This window comes from Streptomyces sp. NPDC085481, assembly GCF_044541845.1.
Classification (GTDB): Bacteria; Actinomycetota; Actinomycetes; order Streptomycetales; family Streptomycetaceae; genus Streptomyces.
The window spans coordinates 169,096-184,598 of the sequence record NZ_JBITTJ010000010.1 but is presented as its reverse complement, the minus strand read 5'-3'; the positions used below and the strand labels follow the sequence as shown (position 1 = coordinate 184,598).

The window sequence follows — 15,503 nt, the reverse complement described above, 5'->3', positions numbered from 1 at the left end:
GATCAGCGGGAGCTCTTCGGGTCGAACGCGTCGCGCACGCCGTCGCCGAAGAGGTTGAACGCCAGAACGGTGATGAAGATCGCGAGGCCGGGAATCACCATGAACAGGGGGTCCGATTCGTAGGTGGTGATGGCCGTCGACAGCATCTGCCCCCAGGAAGCGGTGGGCGGCTTGACCCCCGCACCGAGGAAGCTGAGCGCCGCTTCGGTGAGGATGTTGGTGGGGATCATGAGGGTCGCGTAGACCGTGATCGGGGCGACCAGGTTGGGCAGCAGCTCGCGGCGCAGGATGTAGAAGCGGCCGGCCCCCAGGCTCTGGGCGGCCTCGACGTACTCGCGGTTGCGCAGGGAGAGGGTCTGGGCGCGGACGATGCGTCCGATGTACGGCCAGCCGAAGAAGCCGATCACGAGGACCAGCGCGGCGATGCGGACGCCCGAACCGTCGAGGCCGAGGAGTTCGTTCGGCAGCACGGAGACCAGGGCGATGGTGAAGAGCAGCTGCGGGAAGGCCAGCATCACGTCCATGACCCGGCTGAGCGCCGCGTCGATCCAGCCGCCGAAGAAGCCGGCGATGACGCCGAGGACGGTGCCGAGCACGACCGCGAAGACGGCGGCGAGGAAGGCCACCAGCAGCGAGATCCGGGCACCGTAGACGATGCGGCTGAAGACGTCGCGGCCGTTGACCGGCTCGACACCCAGCAGGAAGTCGGAGTTGATGCCGCCCCAGGAGCCGATCGGGGTGCCGAAGAGGGGGTCGATCTGGTCCTCGTGGAACTCGTCCGGCGGGTGGCCGAGGAGGCCGACGATGACCGGGGCGAGGATCGCCACCACGATCAGGAAGATGACCACGAAGGCGCCCGCGAGGGCGAGTTTGTCCCGCTTGAGCCTGGTCCAGGCGATCTTCCAGGGGGATCGTCCCTCGATCGCCTTGGCCGGCGCGTCGGGCACGGCGTCGACGGCGGTGGCCTGCTCGGCCGCGCTCGTCTCGTGCAGTGGTGCCGTCATCGTGGTGAGGACCCCTCTCGGCCGCCGGGTCGCCGGCCCTTGCCCGCCGCGGGTAGCGGCACGGTGGAACAACTGCTGGGCACCGGCTCTGGAGAGCCGAACGCCTGGTGTTCCGGGGAGTCTTCAATGTGTCCGCGATCACCCGCCAGACCTCAAGGGGAATGTTTGCTCAAACGTGATGCGGTGCGTTGTCTTCCGTTATCCGGACGTCGTGATCGTCTGAGCGGACCATCTCGACCGCTATTCGACCAGATCGGACATCTGCCCCAACCGTACTCTCGCGGGCGGGAATTGGGGCGACGGAACGGACTATTCAGTACGTGCGGGGCGCGGCCGGAGGGTAGCCGTAGCCGGGGGTGTGCGGGGCCGCGGGGGCAGCGTGGGCGTCCCGGTCGTAGAACGGGCGGGCGTGGGCGTTCAGCCACATCGCGACCGGGTCGTACGTGTCGGACATGGCGACCGTGGAGACCGGCAGGCCCTCGGGGACGGCGCCGACGGACTGGCTCATCATCGCCCGTACGGAGTCGACGGAGGCCGGCGAGGAGTCGTAGAGGTCGAGACCGATGGCGAGGTACGGGGAGCCCAGCGCGGGCTGCACCCAGGCGCGGCGCAGCGAGCGGACGGCCGGGGTGCGGTGGGCGTTCTGCGTGAGCAGGGCGTAGAACTGCGGGATCTCCACGGCGGGCTCCGAGAGCCGCAGGGGTCCGGCGGGCATCCGGTCGAGGCCGGTGGCGATGCGGCGCAGGTCGGCCCAGGGGATGCCGACGCCGCCGCCGGGGGCGTGCGGATTGAGCCAGATGCCCCAGCGGTCGGGGTAGAGGGCGCGGGCGATCTCCAGGCCGGTGACGACCTCGTGGGCGCGGTTCCAGCCGGAGGCGGCGAGCTCCTGGGCGGAGGTGACGCACGGCGCGTAGCCGAAGCCGTCGACCTCCATGTTCCCGTACTGGGCGTCGGGGGATCCGGCGGCGCCCTGCCAGAGCAGCATCCAGACGTCGGAGTCGGCGAGCGCGTGCAGCAGCTGCTCGTAGGTGTCGTGGCGTCCGGGTGCCACCTGGCGCAGCATGTGCTCGACCTTTCCGGCCGCAGCGGTGCCTGACGCGCTCACCTGGGTCCCGCCCCTCTGTGTACGTCCGTGCTCTGGATCGGTTCGGCTTGTGTGTGGATCGTGTCGTGGTCCGGCTGAATCAGGTCAGCCGCATCAGTTCAGCTTAAACAGCGTGGCCGTCACACGGCGGCGCGCTGGAAGAAGGGGCGCACCTTCTCCAGCATCCAGTCGCCGACCGGGTCCTGGGCGATGTCGAGCAGGATGAGGTTGACCGGCCAGGCGACCTCGACCCGGCCGAGCGCGCGGCCGAGGGCGTCGAGCGGGGCACCGAGGTCGGCGTCGGGGGTGAGCAGCTGGACGCCGACGAAGAGGGCGGGTTCGGTGCCCTCGACGCTGGCGAGGGCGCGGCGGGCGGTGGCGACCACGCCGGAGGCCTCGAACTCGGCGGAGGCGGCGGCGAGGAAGTCGACCGGGTCGTCCTGCCAGTCGGGCTCGAAGAGCCGGACGCGGCCGCCGCTGGCGGGCCCGTCGAGGGGGCTGCGTCCGGTCCTGCAGAGCTCGGCGACGGCGGGCGGCGGCAGGGGCACGCCGACGGTGCCGCCGGGGTTCACGGCGATGCCGAGCTGCGGGGGCAGGCCGCGGGCGAAGTCGCGGGCGGGGGCGACGGTGAAGGACATGTGGCCGCCGACGCAGGCGAGGAACTGCTGCTCGGAGCTGAAGACGGGCACGAAGGCGTAGCCGTCTATCTCCATCGTGGGCAGGTCCAGGTCGCGGCTGTCGGGGGTGCCGCCGTTGGGCAGGGGCACCCAGACGTCGCTGCGGCCGAGGACCTCGACCAGCCTGCCGCCGGCCGCGGGGTTGCCGAGCGAGGCGGCCAGCACTTCTTCGAGCTCATTGCCCGGCCACGTCACGTCCACGGTTCCTGTCTTCCCCTTCCGGCACACGGTGCGGTCAGCACCTTAACGGCGCTCCGGCACCGCTGTGACCGAAAAGGACGGGGAGTGCTTCAGGACACGTCCCGGAATCCGATCTTCCGCAGCGCGTCGGCGGCGTTCCGGTCGAGCAGGGTGACCGAGGCGCACCCGGGCGGCAGCTGCCCGTCGTCGGCGTAGCGGAGGAGTCGGCCGACGGCGCGGCGGTGCCGGGCGAAGGCGTAGCCGGAGACGCCGCGGCCGCGGGTCCGCTGGCCCTCGCGGGCGGTCTCGGGATCGACGTCGAGCAGGATCAGGTGCAGGGCGCTGCCTCGGCGCCTCGCCTCGCGGGCGAGCCAGCCGCGGACCCAGGACTGGGTGCCGCAGTCGTGCACGACGACGCTGGCCCCGGAGCGCAGGGCGCGGCGCAGCCCCGCGTAGTGCGCGAGCCGGGCGAGCGGGCGGTAGACGGCGTACGGCAGGAAGCGGGGCAGCCGGGCCTCCCAGCGCTCGCGGGTGTGCTGCGAGTCGATGGCGCGGCCCTCGGCCGTGCGGGCCATCAGGGTGGACTTGCCGCTGCCCGGCAGCCCGGAGACCACCACGACGTCCCCGACGGCGTAGGCGAGGGCGCGGGGGCCGCGGCCGCCGCGCTCGCGCAGATCGCGCAGCAGCCGCCCGCGGCGGCGGGTCCGGGCGCGGGCCCGCGCCGCCGCGCGCTGGACGGGTATGCCCGTACTCGTGGCGACTGCGCCGGTGCGCCGGATCGTCATCGCTTCTCCCCCTGTCGGGCCTTGCGGAGACCCTTGCCCACGAAGTGTAAAGAAAGGGTAATGACACGCAAGCGATTTGCCGCGCCGAACCGCCGTGCAATGATGTGCCCGCCAGCCCGCACGCCGGGCACACAACCGCATACCGGCCGCTCGAATCCGCGCGGGAGAGTTCCGGGACACCTTGTGCCCCGGACGCCGAAGGAGCAAGTCCCTCCCTTGAATCTCTCAGGCCCCGTACCGCGTGGATGAGGCAGATCTGAAAAGCGGGCCGCACCTGTCGCGGCCCCACCCAAGGTGCAAGCCGAGGATGCCCTCGGTGAACCTCTCAGGTTCCATGACAGATGGGGAGGATCGTCCTCACCGTCATGTCACGTCGTGCCCTGCACGCCGCCCTGGGACCCGGGAGCCACCCCATGAGCAACGCCCCCCGTCTGACCGCCCTCGATGCGCTGCATCGTTCGCTGGGCGCGACCATGACCGACTTCGCCGGCTGGGACATGCCGCTGCGCTACGGCAGCGAGCGCGACGAGCACACCGCCGTACGCACCAAGGCCGGGCTCTTCGACCTCTCCCACATGGGCGAGATCACCGTCACCGGCCCGCAGGCCGTGGAGCTCCTCGACTACGCGCTGGTCGGCAACATCTCCACCGTGGGCAACGGCCGCGCCCGCTACACGATGATCTGCCAGGAGGACGGCGGCATCCTCGACGACCTGATCGTCTACCGCCTCGGCGAGACCGAGTACATGGTCGTCGCCAACGCCTCCAACGCACAGATCGTCCTGGACGCCCTCGTGGCACGCTCGGAGGGCTTCGACGCCGAGGTCCGCGACGACCGCGACGCCTACGCGCTGCTCGCCGTGCAGGGCCCCGAGTCCCCCGGCATCCTGAAGTCGCTCACCGACGCCGACCTGGACGGCCTGAAGTACTACGCCGGCCTGCCCGGCACCGTCGCCGGCGTGCCCGCGCTGATCGCCCGTACCGGCTACACCGGCGAGGACGGCTTCGAGCTGTTCCTGAAGCCGGAGCACGCCGAGGGCGTGTGGCAGGCACTGACCGAGGCGGGCGCGGGCGTCGGCCTGATCCCCTGCGGTCTGTCCTGCCGCGACACTCTCCGCCTGGAGGCGGGCATGCCGTTGTACGGCCACGAGCTGACCACCGCCCTGACCCCCTTCGACGCGGGCCTCGGCCGGGTCGTCAAGTTCGAGAAGACCACGAACGAGGGCCGCTTCGTCGGCCGCGAGGCGCTGGAGAAGGCCGCCGAGCGCGCCGAGACCGCCCCGCCGCGCAAGCTGGTCGGCCTGATCGCCGAGGGCCGCCGGGTGCCGCGCGCCGGGATGTCCGTCGTCGTGGACGGCGTGGTCGTCGGCGAGGTCACCTCCGGCGCCCCGTCCCCGACCCTGGGCAAGCCGATCGCCATGGCGTACGTCGACGCCGCGCACGCGGAGCCCGGCACCGAGGGCGTCGGCGTCGACATCCGAGGCGCCCACGAGGCGTACGAGGTCGTGGCGCTGCCGTTCTACAAGCGCCAGAAGTGACGTACTCGTCTCAGGACTCGTCTCACCCCGCAAGACCCACGTTCATCAGCACTCCCCCGGTACAGGAGAATCAGGTCATGAGCAACCCCCAGCAGCTGCGCTACAGCAAGGAGCACGAGTGGCTGTCGGCCGTCGAGGACGGCGTCGCCACGATCGGCATCACGGAGCACGCGGCGAACGCGCTCGGTGACATCGTGTACGTCCAGCTCCCCGAGGTCGGCGACACCGTGACCGCGGGCGAGTCCTGTGGCGAGCTGGAGTCGACCAAGTCCGTCAGCGACCTGTACGCCCCGGTGACCGGTGAGGTCGTCGAGGCCAACCAGAACGTCGTCGACGACCCGGCGCTCGTGAACACCGCCCCGTTCGAGGGCGGCTGGCTGTTCAAGGTGCGCATCACCGGCGAGCCGGACGACCTGCTCAGCGCCGACGAGTACACCGCCTTCACCGCCGGCTAACCGAGACCCCCTAGGGATCGATTCATGTCGCTTCTGAACACCCCTCTCCACGAGCTTGACCCGGACGTCGCCGCCGCCGTCGACGCCGAGCTCCGCCGCCAGCAGTCCACCCTCGAGATGATCGCCTCGGAGAACTTCGCTCCGGTCGCGGTCATGGAGGCCCAGGGCTCGGTCCTCACCAACAAGTACGCCGAGGGCTACCCGGGCCGCCGCTACTACGGTGGCTGTGAGCACGTCGACGTGGCCGAGCAGATCGCGATCGACCGGGTCAAGGACCTGTTCGGCGCCGAGTACGCCAACGTCCAGCCGCACTCCGGCGCCTCCGCCAACCAGGCCGCGCTCTTCGCGATCGCCCAGCCCGGCGACACGATCCTCGGCCTGGACCTGGCCCACGGCGGCCACCTCACCCACGGCATGCGCCTGAACTTCTCCGGCAAGCAGTTCAACGTGGTCGCGTACCACGTCGACGAGGCCGGTCTGGTCGACATGGCCGAGGTCGAGCGCCTCGCCAAGGAGCACCGCCCCAAGGTGATCATCGCAGGCTGGTCCGCCTACCCGCGCCAGCTGGACTTCGCCGAGTTCCGCCGGATCGCGGACGAGGTCGAGGCCTACCTGTGGGTCGACATGGCCCACTTCGCCGGCCTCGTCGCCGCGGGTCTGCACCCGAACCCGGTCCCGTACGCGGACGTGGTGACCTCCACCACGCACAAGACGCTCGGCGGCCCGCGCGGCGGCATCATCCTGGCGAAGAAGGACTTCGCGAAGAAGCTGAACTCCTCTGTCTTCCCCGGCTTCCAGGGCGGCCCGCTGGAGCACGTGATCGCGGCCAAGGCCGTCTCCTTCAAGGTCGCGGCCTCGGAGGAGTTCAAGGAGCGCCAGCAGCGCACCCTGGACGGCGCCCGCATCCTGGCCGAGCGCCTCACGCAGGACGACGTCACGCAGCACGGCGTCTCCGTCCTGTCCGGCGGCACGGACGTGCACCTGGTCCTGGTCGACCTGCGCAACAGCGAGCTGGACGGCCAGCAGGCCGAGGACCGTCTCCACGAGGTCGGCATCACGGTCAACCGGAACGCGATCCCGAACGACCCGCGTCCGCCGATGGTCACCTCGGGTCTGCGCATCGGCACGCCGGCGCTCGCGACCCGCGGTTTCGGCGACGAGGACTTCCGTGAGGTGGCCGACGTCATCGCCGAGACCCTGAAGCCCGGCTTCGACGCCGAGGGGCTGAAGGCCCGGGTGACCGCTCTTGCCGAGAAGCACCCGCTGTACCCCGGCCTGAAGTAATTTCGTACGCTTTAGTTCCAGTTTCGTTCGTACGATTGCTCCGGGGCACCGCGCACACTGGACAGTGAGCGCGGTGCCCCACCCCTTTCCCGCTCTTCCTGCTCGTTCTGCACCACCCGGCAGACAACGGCGTCTAGCCCCCCACAAGGAGTCCTCCGTGGCCATCTCGGTCTTCGATCTGTTCTCGATCGGCATCGGCCCGTCGAGCTCCCACACGGTGGGGCCCATGCGCGCGGCGCGCATGTTCGCCCGCCGGCTGAAGAACGAGGGCCTGCTGGCCCACACCGCCTCGATACGGGCGGAGCTGTACGGCTCGCTCGGCGCCACCGGCCACGGCCACGGCACCCCGAAGGCGGTCCTGCTCGGCCTGGAGGGCAACTCGCCGCGCACGGTGAACGTGGAGACCGCCGACGACGAGTTCGAGCGGATCAAGGCCGGCGGCCGGATCAACCTGCTCGGGATGCACGAGATCCCGTTCTCCTTCGACGACGACCTGATCCTGCACCGCCGCAAGGCGCTGCCGTACCACGCGAACGGCATGACCGTCTTCGCGTACGACGCCGAGGGCGCCCTGGTCCTGGAGAAGACGTACTACTCGGTAGGCGGCGGCTTCGTCGTCGACGAGGACGCGGTCGAGGGCGAGAACCCGATCGTCCCCGAGGACACCGTCCTCAAGCACCCCTTCCGCACCGGTGACGAGCTGCTGCGGCTCACCAAGGAGACCGGCCTGTCGATCTCCTCGCTGATGCTGGAGAACGAGAAGGCCTGGCGCACCGAGGAGGAGATCCGCGAGGGCCTCCTGGAGATCTGGCGGGTCATGCAGGCCTGCGTCTCGCGCGGCATGTCCCGCGAGGGCATCCTGCCGGGCGGCCTGAAGGTCCGCCGCCGCGCCGCCACCTCGGCCCGCAAGCTGCGCTCCGAGGGCGACGCGGCCGCGCTCGCGATGGAGTGGATCACCCTCTACGCGATGGCCGTGAACGAGGAGAACGCGGCGGGCGGCCGCGTGGTCACCGCCCCGACGAACGGCGCCGCCGGCATCATCCCCGCGGTCCTGCACTACTACATGAACTTCGTGCCGGGTGCCGACGAGGACGGCGTGGTCCGCTTCCTGCTCGCGGCCGGCGCCATCGGCATGCTGTTCAAGGAGAACGCCTCGATCTCCGGCGCCGAGGTCGGCTGCCAGGGCGAGGTCGGCTCCGCCTGCTCCATGGCGGCCGGCGCGCTCGCCGAGGTCATGGGCGGCTCCCCCGAGCAGGTCGAGAACGCGGCCGAGATCGGCATGGAGCACAACCTGGGCCTGACCTGCGACCCGGTCGGCGGCCTGGTCCAGATCCCGTGCATCGAGCGCAACGGCATGGCGGCGGTCAAGGCCGTCACGGCCGCCCGCATGGCGCTGCGCGGCGACGGCAGCCACATGGTCTCCCTGGACAAGGTCATCAAGACCATGAAGGAGACCGGCGCGGACATGAGCGTGAAGTACAAGGAGACGGCGCGGGGCGGCCTCGCGGTGAACATCATCGAGTGCTGATCGGCGACCGTTGATCGGCGACCGCTGATCAACGGGTGCCGGCCCCCGGGACGGTCCCGGCTCCTTGGGGGTCCGGCTCGTCACGCAGCAGCGGTACGGGGCCGCGCAGGGCGAACTGCCCGGGGAGGTCGAGCCGGCCGCCCCGGCGCTCGGCGAGTACGGAGCCCTGGACGCCGAGACGGGCGTCGACCGAGCAGTCCCCCGACCTCACCCCGGTGAGGCAGGCGTCGCGGACCACGCAGACCAGCCCGGAGATCCGGAAGACCAGGGTCAGCTCGACGTCGATGGTGCCGAGCTTCACGCCGTCCACGTAGAGGTCGACGAACGGCCGGTGCGTCGAGGTCACCCGGTGGGTGGCCAGCGCGACCACCTCCTCGCTGCCGGGCAGGTCCCTGGTCCGGCGCGCGGCGGACCGCAGCGCGGAGTGACCGCGCCAGCCCGAGGCCGCCAGGTCGAGCATGTCGAGGGCCAGGAAGTCGTCCACGACCGTGGCCAGCTCGTGCTCGACCGCCCGGTCCGCGGCGGGCGTCCTGTGGCGTACGGAGGCGAGCAGCGGGCCCGCGGTGTCATGGGCGCGCAGCGGGCCGTCGAGGTCCTCCCCCTCGCCGAGCAGGAACGAGCGGACGGTCGTCGGGCTGCGCGGGCTCGTCCGGCGCGGCGCGGACGCGGTCGCGGTCATGGCTCCTCCTCGTCGAGGGTCTGCCGGCCCGGGTCGGCGTGCGGTTCGAGCCTGGTGGTGTGCGTGGGCGGCTCGCCGGGCGCCCGCTGCTCGGTCAGCCCGGTGTCGCCGGTGGCGGGCCGCAGGGTCGCCCGTACGTGCTTGCGGACCCAGCGGGGACCGCGGTGCAGCCGGGTGAAGAAGACGACCGCGGCTGCGGCCAGAGCGAGCGCGACACCGGTGGTGGAGCCGACGACGAGGCCGACGGGGGTGGTGGTGCCGCTGGACTGCCCGTTGTCCGACGGATCGGTCGGGTTCGGGTCCGTGGTGTTCGGGTCGGTCGTATTCGGGTCCGTGGTGTTCGGGTCGGTCGTATTCGGGTCCGTGGTGTTCGGGTCGGTCGTATTCGGGTCGGTCGTATTGGGGTCCGTCGTATTGGGGTCCGTCGTATTGGGGTCCGTCGTGTTCGGATCCGTCGGGCCGGCCGTGATCGTGTACGAGGCTTCGGCGTACAGGTCCGGATCGTCCTGGCAGACCGCCCGTACCGTGTGCGCGCCCTCCGTCGCGTCCGACGGGATCGGGATCTCCGTGGCGAAGGTGGACTGCTCCGTGACGGCGGCGGTGGTCAGCACCGGCTCGGCGCCGTCCAGGAGGAGGTCGACGTTCGAGCACGCGAAGCCCGTGCCCTCCGCGTCGACGGTCGCCCCGCTCTCGCCCTCCTCCTCGGCGAGCGTGAGGACGGGATCCGCAGCGGTCTCGACGACCAGCTCGGCGTCGGCATGGATGGACGGCTGGCCGGGGCATTCGGCGCGGAAGGTGTACGTGTCCGGGTCCGTGCCGACCGGGATGACCTCGGTGTACGAGAAGGAGCCGTCCTCCTCGATGGGGACCCTGGAGGCGATCTGGGGCCCGTCGACCACGTACAGGCTGACGGCGTGGAGGTCGCACTCGGTGAAGCCCGCTCCCCGGACGTCGATCGGGTCGCCGATCGAGCCGTTCCCGGGGGTGAGCTCCAGTGTGGGGTCCTGCGAGGTCGACGTACCGTCGCCGTCGTCGCCGCCGGTCACCGTGAAGGTGGCCTGGCCGTGGTACGTGATGCCGCTGTCGACGTCCGGATCGCACGTCGCCTCGATCGAGTGGTCCCCCGCGGAGCTGTCCTCGGGGACGGTGATGGCGCCGGAGATCTGGGGCGGGTTCGCCTGGCCCGGCACGGCGTGTCCGCCGTCGAAGGTGAGGGTCACCGTCCCGCACGCGTCGAAGCCGGTGCCGCTGACCTGCACGCTCTGCCCGGGCGGCCCCGTCGAGGGGGACAGCTGGAGCTCCTCCGCCTTGAACCGGGCGGCACCCGCGGGCGCCGCAGGCGACGTGAAGGCGACGGGCCCCACACTGATCGCTGCGCTCAGAAGCACCGCCATCAGCAATCGACGCACGAACCGCACGGCAGTGAACATGAGGGGGAGGAAATGGGGGGATCACCCCTATTTTCCTCCCCCTCAGGGAACTCCGCTCGTCGCGGCGCCGAGCGCCGTGCGACTCAGGCCTTGTTGAGGTTGGCCCAGAACTCGTCCCAGGAGAGCTTGCCGTCGTGGTTCGTGTCCTGCTTGTTGATGAGCGCCTCCGCGACGGACTCGGTGACGTGGAAGTCACCCAGCTGCGCCATGACGCTCTTGTACTCGGCCGCCGTGATGTAGCCGTCCCCGTCCACGTCGAACCGGTTGAACGCCGTACGTGCCGACTCGATGTCCGCCACTGCTTCCGCCCCTTCTTGGTGCTTCGTTGACGGGGCCAGATTATCGGGCCGTGCCGTGCCCGATGATGGGGGTATGAGCAGCGAAGTGGCACGCATACTGGCAGCGGCGGCGCACGGCGAGTTCCCGCCGCCGGACGGTTCGACGACGATCCTGCCGCAGCCGAACCGCCGGGACGCGGGGGTGCTGTCCTTCACCGCGCACTCGGTGGTCTTCCTGGACGAGGACCCGGAGTGGATACGGGCGGAGCTGGCGGCGGCCTCCACGGATCCGCTGGTGGCGAGCATGACCCCGGGCTTCCATGCGGCACTGGTGGCGCGCACGGGCCGGTACGTGAACACGGTCGACCTGATGACGGTCGCGAGCGCCCTGCCGGGCGAGCCGGAGATCGAGCTGCGGGAGATCGAGGACGAGGACCATCCGCGGGTGGCCCGGGCGCTGAAGTACCGGGACGACGTCCGCGTGTGGTCGGCGGACGGCGGGGTGCTGGTCCTGGGCCGGGGTGTCGCGGGCCGCTGGGAGGCCGCGGTCGAGGTGGACGAGGACGTACGGCACCGGGGTCTGGGACGGGCGCTCGCGATGGCGGCCCGTCAGCTGACCCCGGACTCCGTGGTGTGGGCCCAGAACTCGCCCGGCAACGCGCGCAGCGTCCGGGTGTTCCAGGCGGCCGGTTTCCGCCCGGTGGGGGCGGAGGCCCTGCTGGTGGCGCGCTGATCCCGTGGGTTCAGCGGAAGATGCCCGTGTGGCCGAGGGAGTAGCGACCCGGCTGTGGGTAGACGGCGAGGCCGTGCGGGCCGCCGCCTACGGGGATGCGGGCCAGCTGCCTGCCGGTCGTGGTGTCGATCGCGTAGACCTCGGAGTCGTAACGCCCGGACAGCCAGAGCACCTTGCCGTCGGCGGAGACGCCGCCCATGTCGGGTGAGCCGCCGTTCGGGAGCCGCCACTTCTTCGTGAGCCGGTTCTGCGCGAAGTCGAAGACGGAGACGGTGCCCTCGCCGCGGTTGGAGATGTACATCTCCCTGGAGTCGCGGGAGACGTAGAGGCCGTGGGTGCCCTTGCCGGTGGGCAGCAGCTGCGGGGTGGTGAACTTCTCGCCGTCGAGGACCCACATGCCGTGGGCCATCATGTCCGCGATGTAGAAGGTCTTCCCGTCCGGGGAGATCTTCACGTCCTGCGGCATGGCGCCCTCGAAGGGCAGCTTCTGCTGGCCGATGACCTCCATCTTCTCGGTGTCGACCTTGAGGAGCTCCCCGGAGAACTCGCAGGAGACCACGAAGTAGCGCCCGTCGGCGGAGAAGTCGGCGTGGTTGACGCCGTAACAGGAGACGGGGACGGTCTTCCTGCGTTCCATGGTGTGGGGATCGCGGAAGACGAGTTCACGGTCGAGCGAGGCCATCACGATGGCGTACTTGCCGTTCGGCGTGAAGTACAGGTTGTACGGGTCGTGGACCTCGACGGGCTTGCCGGCGACGCCGGTGGCCGGGTCGATGGGCGTGAGCGTGTGGCCGCGGTTGTTGTTGACCCAGAGGGTCTTCATGTCCCAGGAGGGGACGACGTGCTGCGGCTGGTTGCCGACCCGGATCGTCTCGACGACCTTGTAGGTGGCGGGGTCGATGACCGAGACGGTGTTGGAGTTGGTGTTGGGGACGTAGATCCGGGAGGGGAAGTCCTTGACCACCGGCGAGAGTCGACCGGGCCGGTCGGCCGCGTACACGTCGTCGGCCTTGAGCAGCGGCGGCATGCCGGGGAGTCCTGCGGGCGCGGCCGCGCGCTTGGGTACGACGGGGAGCGCTGCGGCCTTCTCGGGGACGGCGCCGCGTTCCGCGGGGCGGGGGTTGCCGCAGGCGGCGAGGGCGAGCAGCAGGACGGTGGCGGCGAGGACGCGCTTCGTACGGGCGGTGGGGGTCGGCATCAGCTCAGCAGCTCCGTGGTGGTCACCGCGCGCAGGCCGCGGCGGTCGAGGTCGTCGAGGAGGAGGGGCAGCGCGGCGACCGTGTCCGCGTAGCCGAAGTGGAGGCTCACCACCGACCCGTTGCGGATCCGTCCGGTGACGTTCGCGACGACGGCCGCGGGGCCGGGCGAGGTGAAGTCGAGGGGGTCGACGTCGTACGAGAGGACGTGCGGGTAGCCGGCCCGCCGGGCGGCTTGGCGGACCGTTTCGCCGGCGTGCTGGGCGCGGGAGGGCCGGAACCAGGTGCCGATGGAGCCGGTGAGCCGGCGCAGCCGGGACGCGCAGGCCTCGATCTCGGCGAAGGCCTCGGGCTCGGTCATGGCGTTGACGTCGAGGTGGCGCTGGGTGTGGTTGCCGAGGTCATGGCCGCCGTCGAGGACGCGGCGGGCGAGGTCCGGGTTCTCGTCGAGCCACTCGCCGACGGCGAGGACGGTGACCCGGGCGCCGGCCCGTTCGGCGTGGTCGAGGATCGCCCGGGCGGTGGCGGGGTCGCCCTGCCCGTGGAAGGTGAGGGCGACCCGGGGGCGGTCCCGTGGGCCGCTCGCGATCTCGACGGGGCGGCCGGGGTAGCGGCGCGGGGCCGGGGCGGCGCGGGGCGCGGGGGCGGGGCTGTGGGGCGTGGCACGGGGTTCCGTGGCGCGCGGTTCCGTGGCGCAGGCGGTGGCGAGGGCTCCCGCGAGGGCGGCGGCCGCGCCCGCGCGGAGGGCGCCGCGGCGGTCGGTCGGCATCACGGCACCATTTAAGGGCCGATATGCCCGAAACATCATGATTGAGCCGATTCAGGACGTTTGCGGGTCGCGGTCGACTGTCCAGCATGCGGACCGGTCGAGGAAACATCCGACGAACTCGAAATTTATTCATCGTTTATAAGGGCGGTGCTCTATGTCACCAACGATTCATTGGTAAACTGTCCACATCTGCCCGACTTTGCCCCAGTAGGAACTTTTGGCGGAGAGGCCCCCCGTCTGCCATAGTCGGACCCACGACCCCCATTGACCCGGGCCAAGGTCGTCATAGCTGCCGCGGATACACCCCCCCATTCCGCGGCGCACCACACGGAAGCCCCCACGCGCCCCACCACGGCGCACGGGGGCTTTCGTGCTTCCGAAGCACGGGCGAGGTTCTAGCGGTCGCAAACCCGCATCTCGAACCAGGTGGTCTTGCCGCGTGGGGCGAGGTCGACCCCCCAGCGGTCGGAGAGCTTGTCGACGAGGAAGAGGCCACGGCCGCTCGTGTCGAGCTCGTGCACCGGCATCAGGCAGGGCAGCCCCCGGGAGGGGTCGCGCACCTCGATACGGATCCAGCCACGGCGGCGCAGCATCCGCAGGGCGAAGACCCTCGCCCCGGTGTGCCGGACGGCGTTGCCGACGAGTTCGGAGACGAGCAGCACCGCGTGCTCGGCGATCTGCGGGCCGAGCGCCCACTGGCGCAGCACGACCCACTGGGTGAGCCTGCGGGCGATCGCGGCGGACTCGGGACGGGACGGCAGCCGGACGTCCTCCTCGGCCGGATTCCCGTACAAGTGCAGTGCTTCCGCGGCCTGTTCGTCCTCGGCGGGCGGCACCCACCGTGCGGCGGTCGCACCGCCGAGCTGCCGCGGTTGATCCATACCTTCCAGGCCCGCCATGCCCCCCATCATGGCCGCACCGAGCCGGGCGCGGGGCCGTTCCGGGGGATTCGACCCCCCGGAATCGACAATTCCGGGGGATTCGCCTGGCATATGCCAAAGTCAGTCGTAAAGGGGCACCACAAGGGGTGCGATTCAGACGAACTTGGCCTTGCCCGGACCCTCTTCGACGAAGCTGCGCATCCCGCGCTCGCGGTCCTCCGTCGCGAACAGACCGGCGAACCAGTTGCGTTCGATGGCGAGACCGGTGTCGATGTCCGCCTCGAGCCCCTGGTCGACCGACTCCTTGGCGGCGCGCAGGGCGATCGCCGGGCCCTGGGCCAGCTTCGCGGCCCAGGCGTGCGCCTGCTCGTACACCTCGGAGGCCGGGACGACCCGGTCGACCAGGCCGAGCTGGAGCGCCTCGTCCGCCTTCACCATGCGGCCGGTGAAGATGAGGTCCTTGGCCTTGGACGGGCCGATGAGGCGGGAGAGACGCTGGGTGCCGCCGGCGCCCGGGATGAGGCCGAGCAGGATCTCGGGCTGGCCCAGCTTGGCGTTGTCCGCGGCGATCCGGTAGTCGGCGCAGAGCGCCAGCTCGCAGCCGCCGCCCAGGGCGTAGCCGGTGACGGCCGCGACGACGGGCTTGGGGATGCGCGCGACCGCGGTGAAGGAGTCCTGCAGCGCGCGGGACCGCTTGACCATGGCCGCGTGGTCCATGACCTGCATCTCCTTGATGTCCGCGCCGGCCGCGAACACCTTCTCGCCGCCGTACAGGATGACGGCCCGCACGTCGTCGCGGTCGCTCGCCTCCTCGGCCAGCTCGCGCAGCCGGTCCTGGATGGCGATGTCCAGGGCGTTCATCGGGGGACGGTCGAGGCGGATCGTGCCGACGCCTTCGGCGACTTCGAGGTTCACAGTCATGGTCCGAAGGTTAGTCCTCGTTAACGCGAAGGGACCCGGTGCGGTTGGTCACAGCACCGGGTCCCTCGTCGTCGACGGCTC

At 70.9% G+C, this 15,503-nt stretch carries 16 protein-coding genes and 1 riboswitch; of the genes, 5 read left to right on the top strand and 11 right to left on the bottom strand.

Annotated elements, in window-relative coordinates:
- Positions 1–2: 2 nt before the first annotated feature.
- The 4 genes from ACIGEZ_RS21990 to ACIGEZ_RS21975 all read right to left on the bottom strand — a co-directional run bounded on the left by ACIGEZ_RS21990 (position 3) and on the right by ACIGEZ_RS21975 (position 3,730).
- The gene (locus ACIGEZ_RS21990) at positions 3–1,004 is read right to left on the bottom strand and encodes an ABC transporter permease (RefSeq protein WP_399833556.1); all 1,002 of its coding nucleotides are present in this window, start codon (positions 1,002–1,004) and stop codon (positions 3–5) included.
- Positions 1,005–1,317: 313 nt separating this feature from the next.
- Positions 1,318–2,109: an enhanced serine sensitivity protein SseB C-terminal domain-containing protein gene (locus tag ACIGEZ_RS21985; protein ID WP_399833554.1), complete on the bottom strand. Its 792-nt coding sequence runs from the start codon at positions 2,107–2,109 to the stop codon at positions 1,318–1,320.
- A gap of 119 nt (positions 2,110–2,228) precedes the next feature.
- Entirely contained in the window at positions 2,229–2,966 is a 738-nt protein-coding gene (locus ACIGEZ_RS21980) for an enhanced serine sensitivity protein SseB (protein ID WP_399833552.1), read from the bottom strand.
- An 89-nt stretch (positions 2,967–3,055) separates the two neighbouring features.
- Positions 3,056–3,730: an AAA family ATPase gene (locus ACIGEZ_RS21975; protein ID WP_399833550.1), complete on the bottom strand. Its 675-nt coding sequence runs from the start codon at positions 3,728–3,730 to the stop codon at positions 3,056–3,058.
- A 151-nt stretch (positions 3,731–3,881) separates the two neighbouring features.
- Positions 3,882–3,980, top strand: a riboswitch (glycine riboswitch).
- Positions 3,981–4,143: 163 nt separating this feature from the next.
- On the opposite strand from ACIGEZ_RS21975, the gene gcvT reads away from it, so the two are divergent.
- From gcvT to ACIGEZ_RS21955, 4 genes are all read left to right on the top strand, one after another.
- Entirely contained in the window at positions 4,144–5,268 is a 1,125-nt protein-coding gene (gene gcvT, locus ACIGEZ_RS21970; protein ID WP_399833548.1) for a glycine cleavage system aminomethyltransferase GcvT, read from the top strand.
- A 77-nt stretch (positions 5,269–5,345) separates the two neighbouring features.
- Complete coding sequence (gcvH, locus tag ACIGEZ_RS21965) at positions 5,346–5,723, top strand: glycine cleavage system protein GcvH (RefSeq protein ID WP_399833545.1); 378 nt, start codon at positions 5,346–5,348, stop codon at positions 5,721–5,723.
- Positions 5,724–5,747: 24 nt separating this feature from the next.
- Entirely contained in the window at positions 5,748–7,007 is a 1,260-nt protein-coding gene (gene glyA / locus ACIGEZ_RS21960; RefSeq protein ID WP_399833543.1) for a serine hydroxymethyltransferase, read from the top strand.
- A gap of 157 nt (positions 7,008–7,164) precedes the next feature.
- Positions 7,165–8,535 carry an L-serine ammonia-lyase gene (locus ACIGEZ_RS21955; protein WP_399833541.1) on the top strand — a complete coding sequence of 457 codons (1,371 nt, stop codon included), beginning with the start codon at positions 7,165–7,167 and terminating at the stop codon, positions 8,533–8,535.
- Positions 8,536–8,563: 28 nt separating this feature from the next.
- Here ACIGEZ_RS21955 and ACIGEZ_RS21950 read toward each other — a convergent pair whose 3' ends face one another.
- From ACIGEZ_RS21950 to ACIGEZ_RS21940, 3 genes are all read right to left on the bottom strand, one after another.
- Positions 8,564–9,214, bottom strand: coding sequence for a hypothetical protein (locus tag ACIGEZ_RS21950; protein WP_399833539.1), 651 nt, complete (start codon positions 9,212–9,214; stop codon positions 8,564–8,566).
- Positions 9,211–10,644, bottom strand: a complete 1,434-nt coding sequence (locus ACIGEZ_RS21945) for a hypothetical protein (protein WP_399833537.1) — start codon at positions 10,642–10,644, stop codon at positions 9,211–9,213. Before ACIGEZ_RS21945 ends, ACIGEZ_RS21950 begins: the two co-directional genes overlap by 4 nt.
- An 83-nt stretch (positions 10,645–10,727) precedes the next feature.
- Positions 10,728–10,943: an EF-hand domain-containing protein gene (locus tag ACIGEZ_RS21940; RefSeq protein ID WP_399833535.1), complete on the bottom strand. Its 216-nt coding sequence runs from the start codon at positions 10,941–10,943 to the stop codon at positions 10,728–10,730.
- Positions 10,944–11,016: 73 nt separating this feature from the next.
- On the opposite strand from ACIGEZ_RS21940, the gene ACIGEZ_RS21935 reads away from it, so the two are divergent.
- Positions 11,017–11,655 carry a GNAT family N-acetyltransferase gene (locus ACIGEZ_RS21935; protein WP_399833533.1) on the top strand — a complete coding sequence of 213 codons (639 nt, stop codon included), beginning with the start codon at positions 11,017–11,019 and terminating at the stop codon, positions 11,653–11,655.
- 10 nt (positions 11,656–11,665) lie between these two features.
- On the opposite strand, the gene ACIGEZ_RS21930 is transcribed toward ACIGEZ_RS21935, so the two are convergent.
- The 4 genes from ACIGEZ_RS21930 to ACIGEZ_RS21915 form a co-directional block, all read right to left on the bottom strand.
- A complete protein-coding gene (locus ACIGEZ_RS21930; RefSeq protein ID WP_399833531.1) occupies positions 11,666–12,853 on the bottom strand; it encodes a YncE family protein in 1,188 nt (395 codons plus the stop codon).
- Positions 12,853–13,620, bottom strand: a complete 768-nt coding sequence (locus ACIGEZ_RS21925) for a polysaccharide deacetylase family protein (RefSeq protein WP_399833529.1) — start codon at positions 13,618–13,620, stop codon at positions 12,853–12,855. Before ACIGEZ_RS21925 ends, ACIGEZ_RS21930 begins: the two co-directional genes overlap by 1 nt.
- 395 nt (positions 13,621–14,015) lie before the next feature.
- Positions 14,016–14,519, bottom strand: a complete 504-nt coding sequence (locus ACIGEZ_RS21920; protein ID WP_399833527.1) for an ATP-binding protein — start codon at positions 14,517–14,519, stop codon at positions 14,016–14,018.
- A 135-nt stretch (positions 14,520–14,654) separates the two neighbouring features.
- A complete protein-coding gene (locus ACIGEZ_RS21915) occupies positions 14,655–15,422 on the bottom strand; it encodes an enoyl-CoA hydratase/isomerase family protein (RefSeq protein ID WP_399833526.1) in 768 nt (255 codons plus the stop codon).
- Positions 15,423–15,503 lie beyond the last annotated feature (81 nt).

What these genes read in the sequence shown, in the direction of transcription:
- ACIGEZ_RS21990 (WP_399833556.1), bottom strand. Translation starts at nt 1,004, where the DNA reads ATGACGGCACCACTGCACGAGACGAGCGCGGCCGAGCAGGCCACCGCC.
- ACIGEZ_RS21975 (WP_399833550.1), bottom strand. Translation starts at nt 3,730, where the DNA reads ATGACGATCCGGCGCACCGGCGCAGTCGCCACGAGTACGGGCATACCC.
- gcvT (WP_399833548.1), top strand. Translation starts at nt 4,144, where the DNA reads ATGAGCAACGCCCCCCGTCTGACCGCCCTCGATGCGCTGCATCGTTCG.
- gcvH (WP_399833545.1), top strand. Translation starts at nt 5,346, where the DNA reads ATGAGCAACCCCCAGCAGCTGCGCTACAGCAAGGAGCACGAGTGGCTG.
- glyA (WP_399833543.1), top strand. Translation starts at nt 5,748, where the DNA reads ATGTCGCTTCTGAACACCCCTCTCCACGAGCTTGACCCGGACGTCGCC.
- ACIGEZ_RS21950 (WP_399833539.1), bottom strand. Translation starts at nt 9,214, where the DNA reads ATGACCGCGACCGCGTCCGCGCCGCGCCGGACGAGCCCGCGCAGCCCG.
- ACIGEZ_RS21945 (WP_399833537.1), bottom strand. Translation starts at nt 10,644, where the DNA reads ATGTTCACTGCCGTGCGGTTCGTGCGTCGATTGCTGATGGCGGTGCTT.
- ACIGEZ_RS21935 (WP_399833533.1), top strand. Translation starts at nt 11,017, where the DNA reads ATGAGCAGCGAAGTGGCACGCATACTGGCAGCGGCGGCGCACGGCGAG.
- ACIGEZ_RS21930 (WP_399833531.1), bottom strand. Translation starts at nt 12,853, where the DNA reads ATGCCGACCCCCACCGCCCGTACGAAGCGCGTCCTCGCCGCCACCGTC.
- ACIGEZ_RS21925 (WP_399833529.1), bottom strand. Translation starts at nt 13,620, where the DNA reads ATGCCGACCGACCGCCGCGGCGCCCTCCGCGCGGGCGCGGCCGCCGCC.
- ACIGEZ_RS21920 (WP_399833527.1), bottom strand. Translation starts at nt 14,519, where the DNA reads ATGGCGGGCCTGGAAGGTATGGATCAACCGCGGCAGCTCGGCGGTGCG.
- ACIGEZ_RS21915 (WP_399833526.1), bottom strand. Translation starts at nt 15,422, where the DNA reads ATGACTGTGAACCTCGAAGTCGCCGAAGGCGTCGGCACGATCCGCCTC.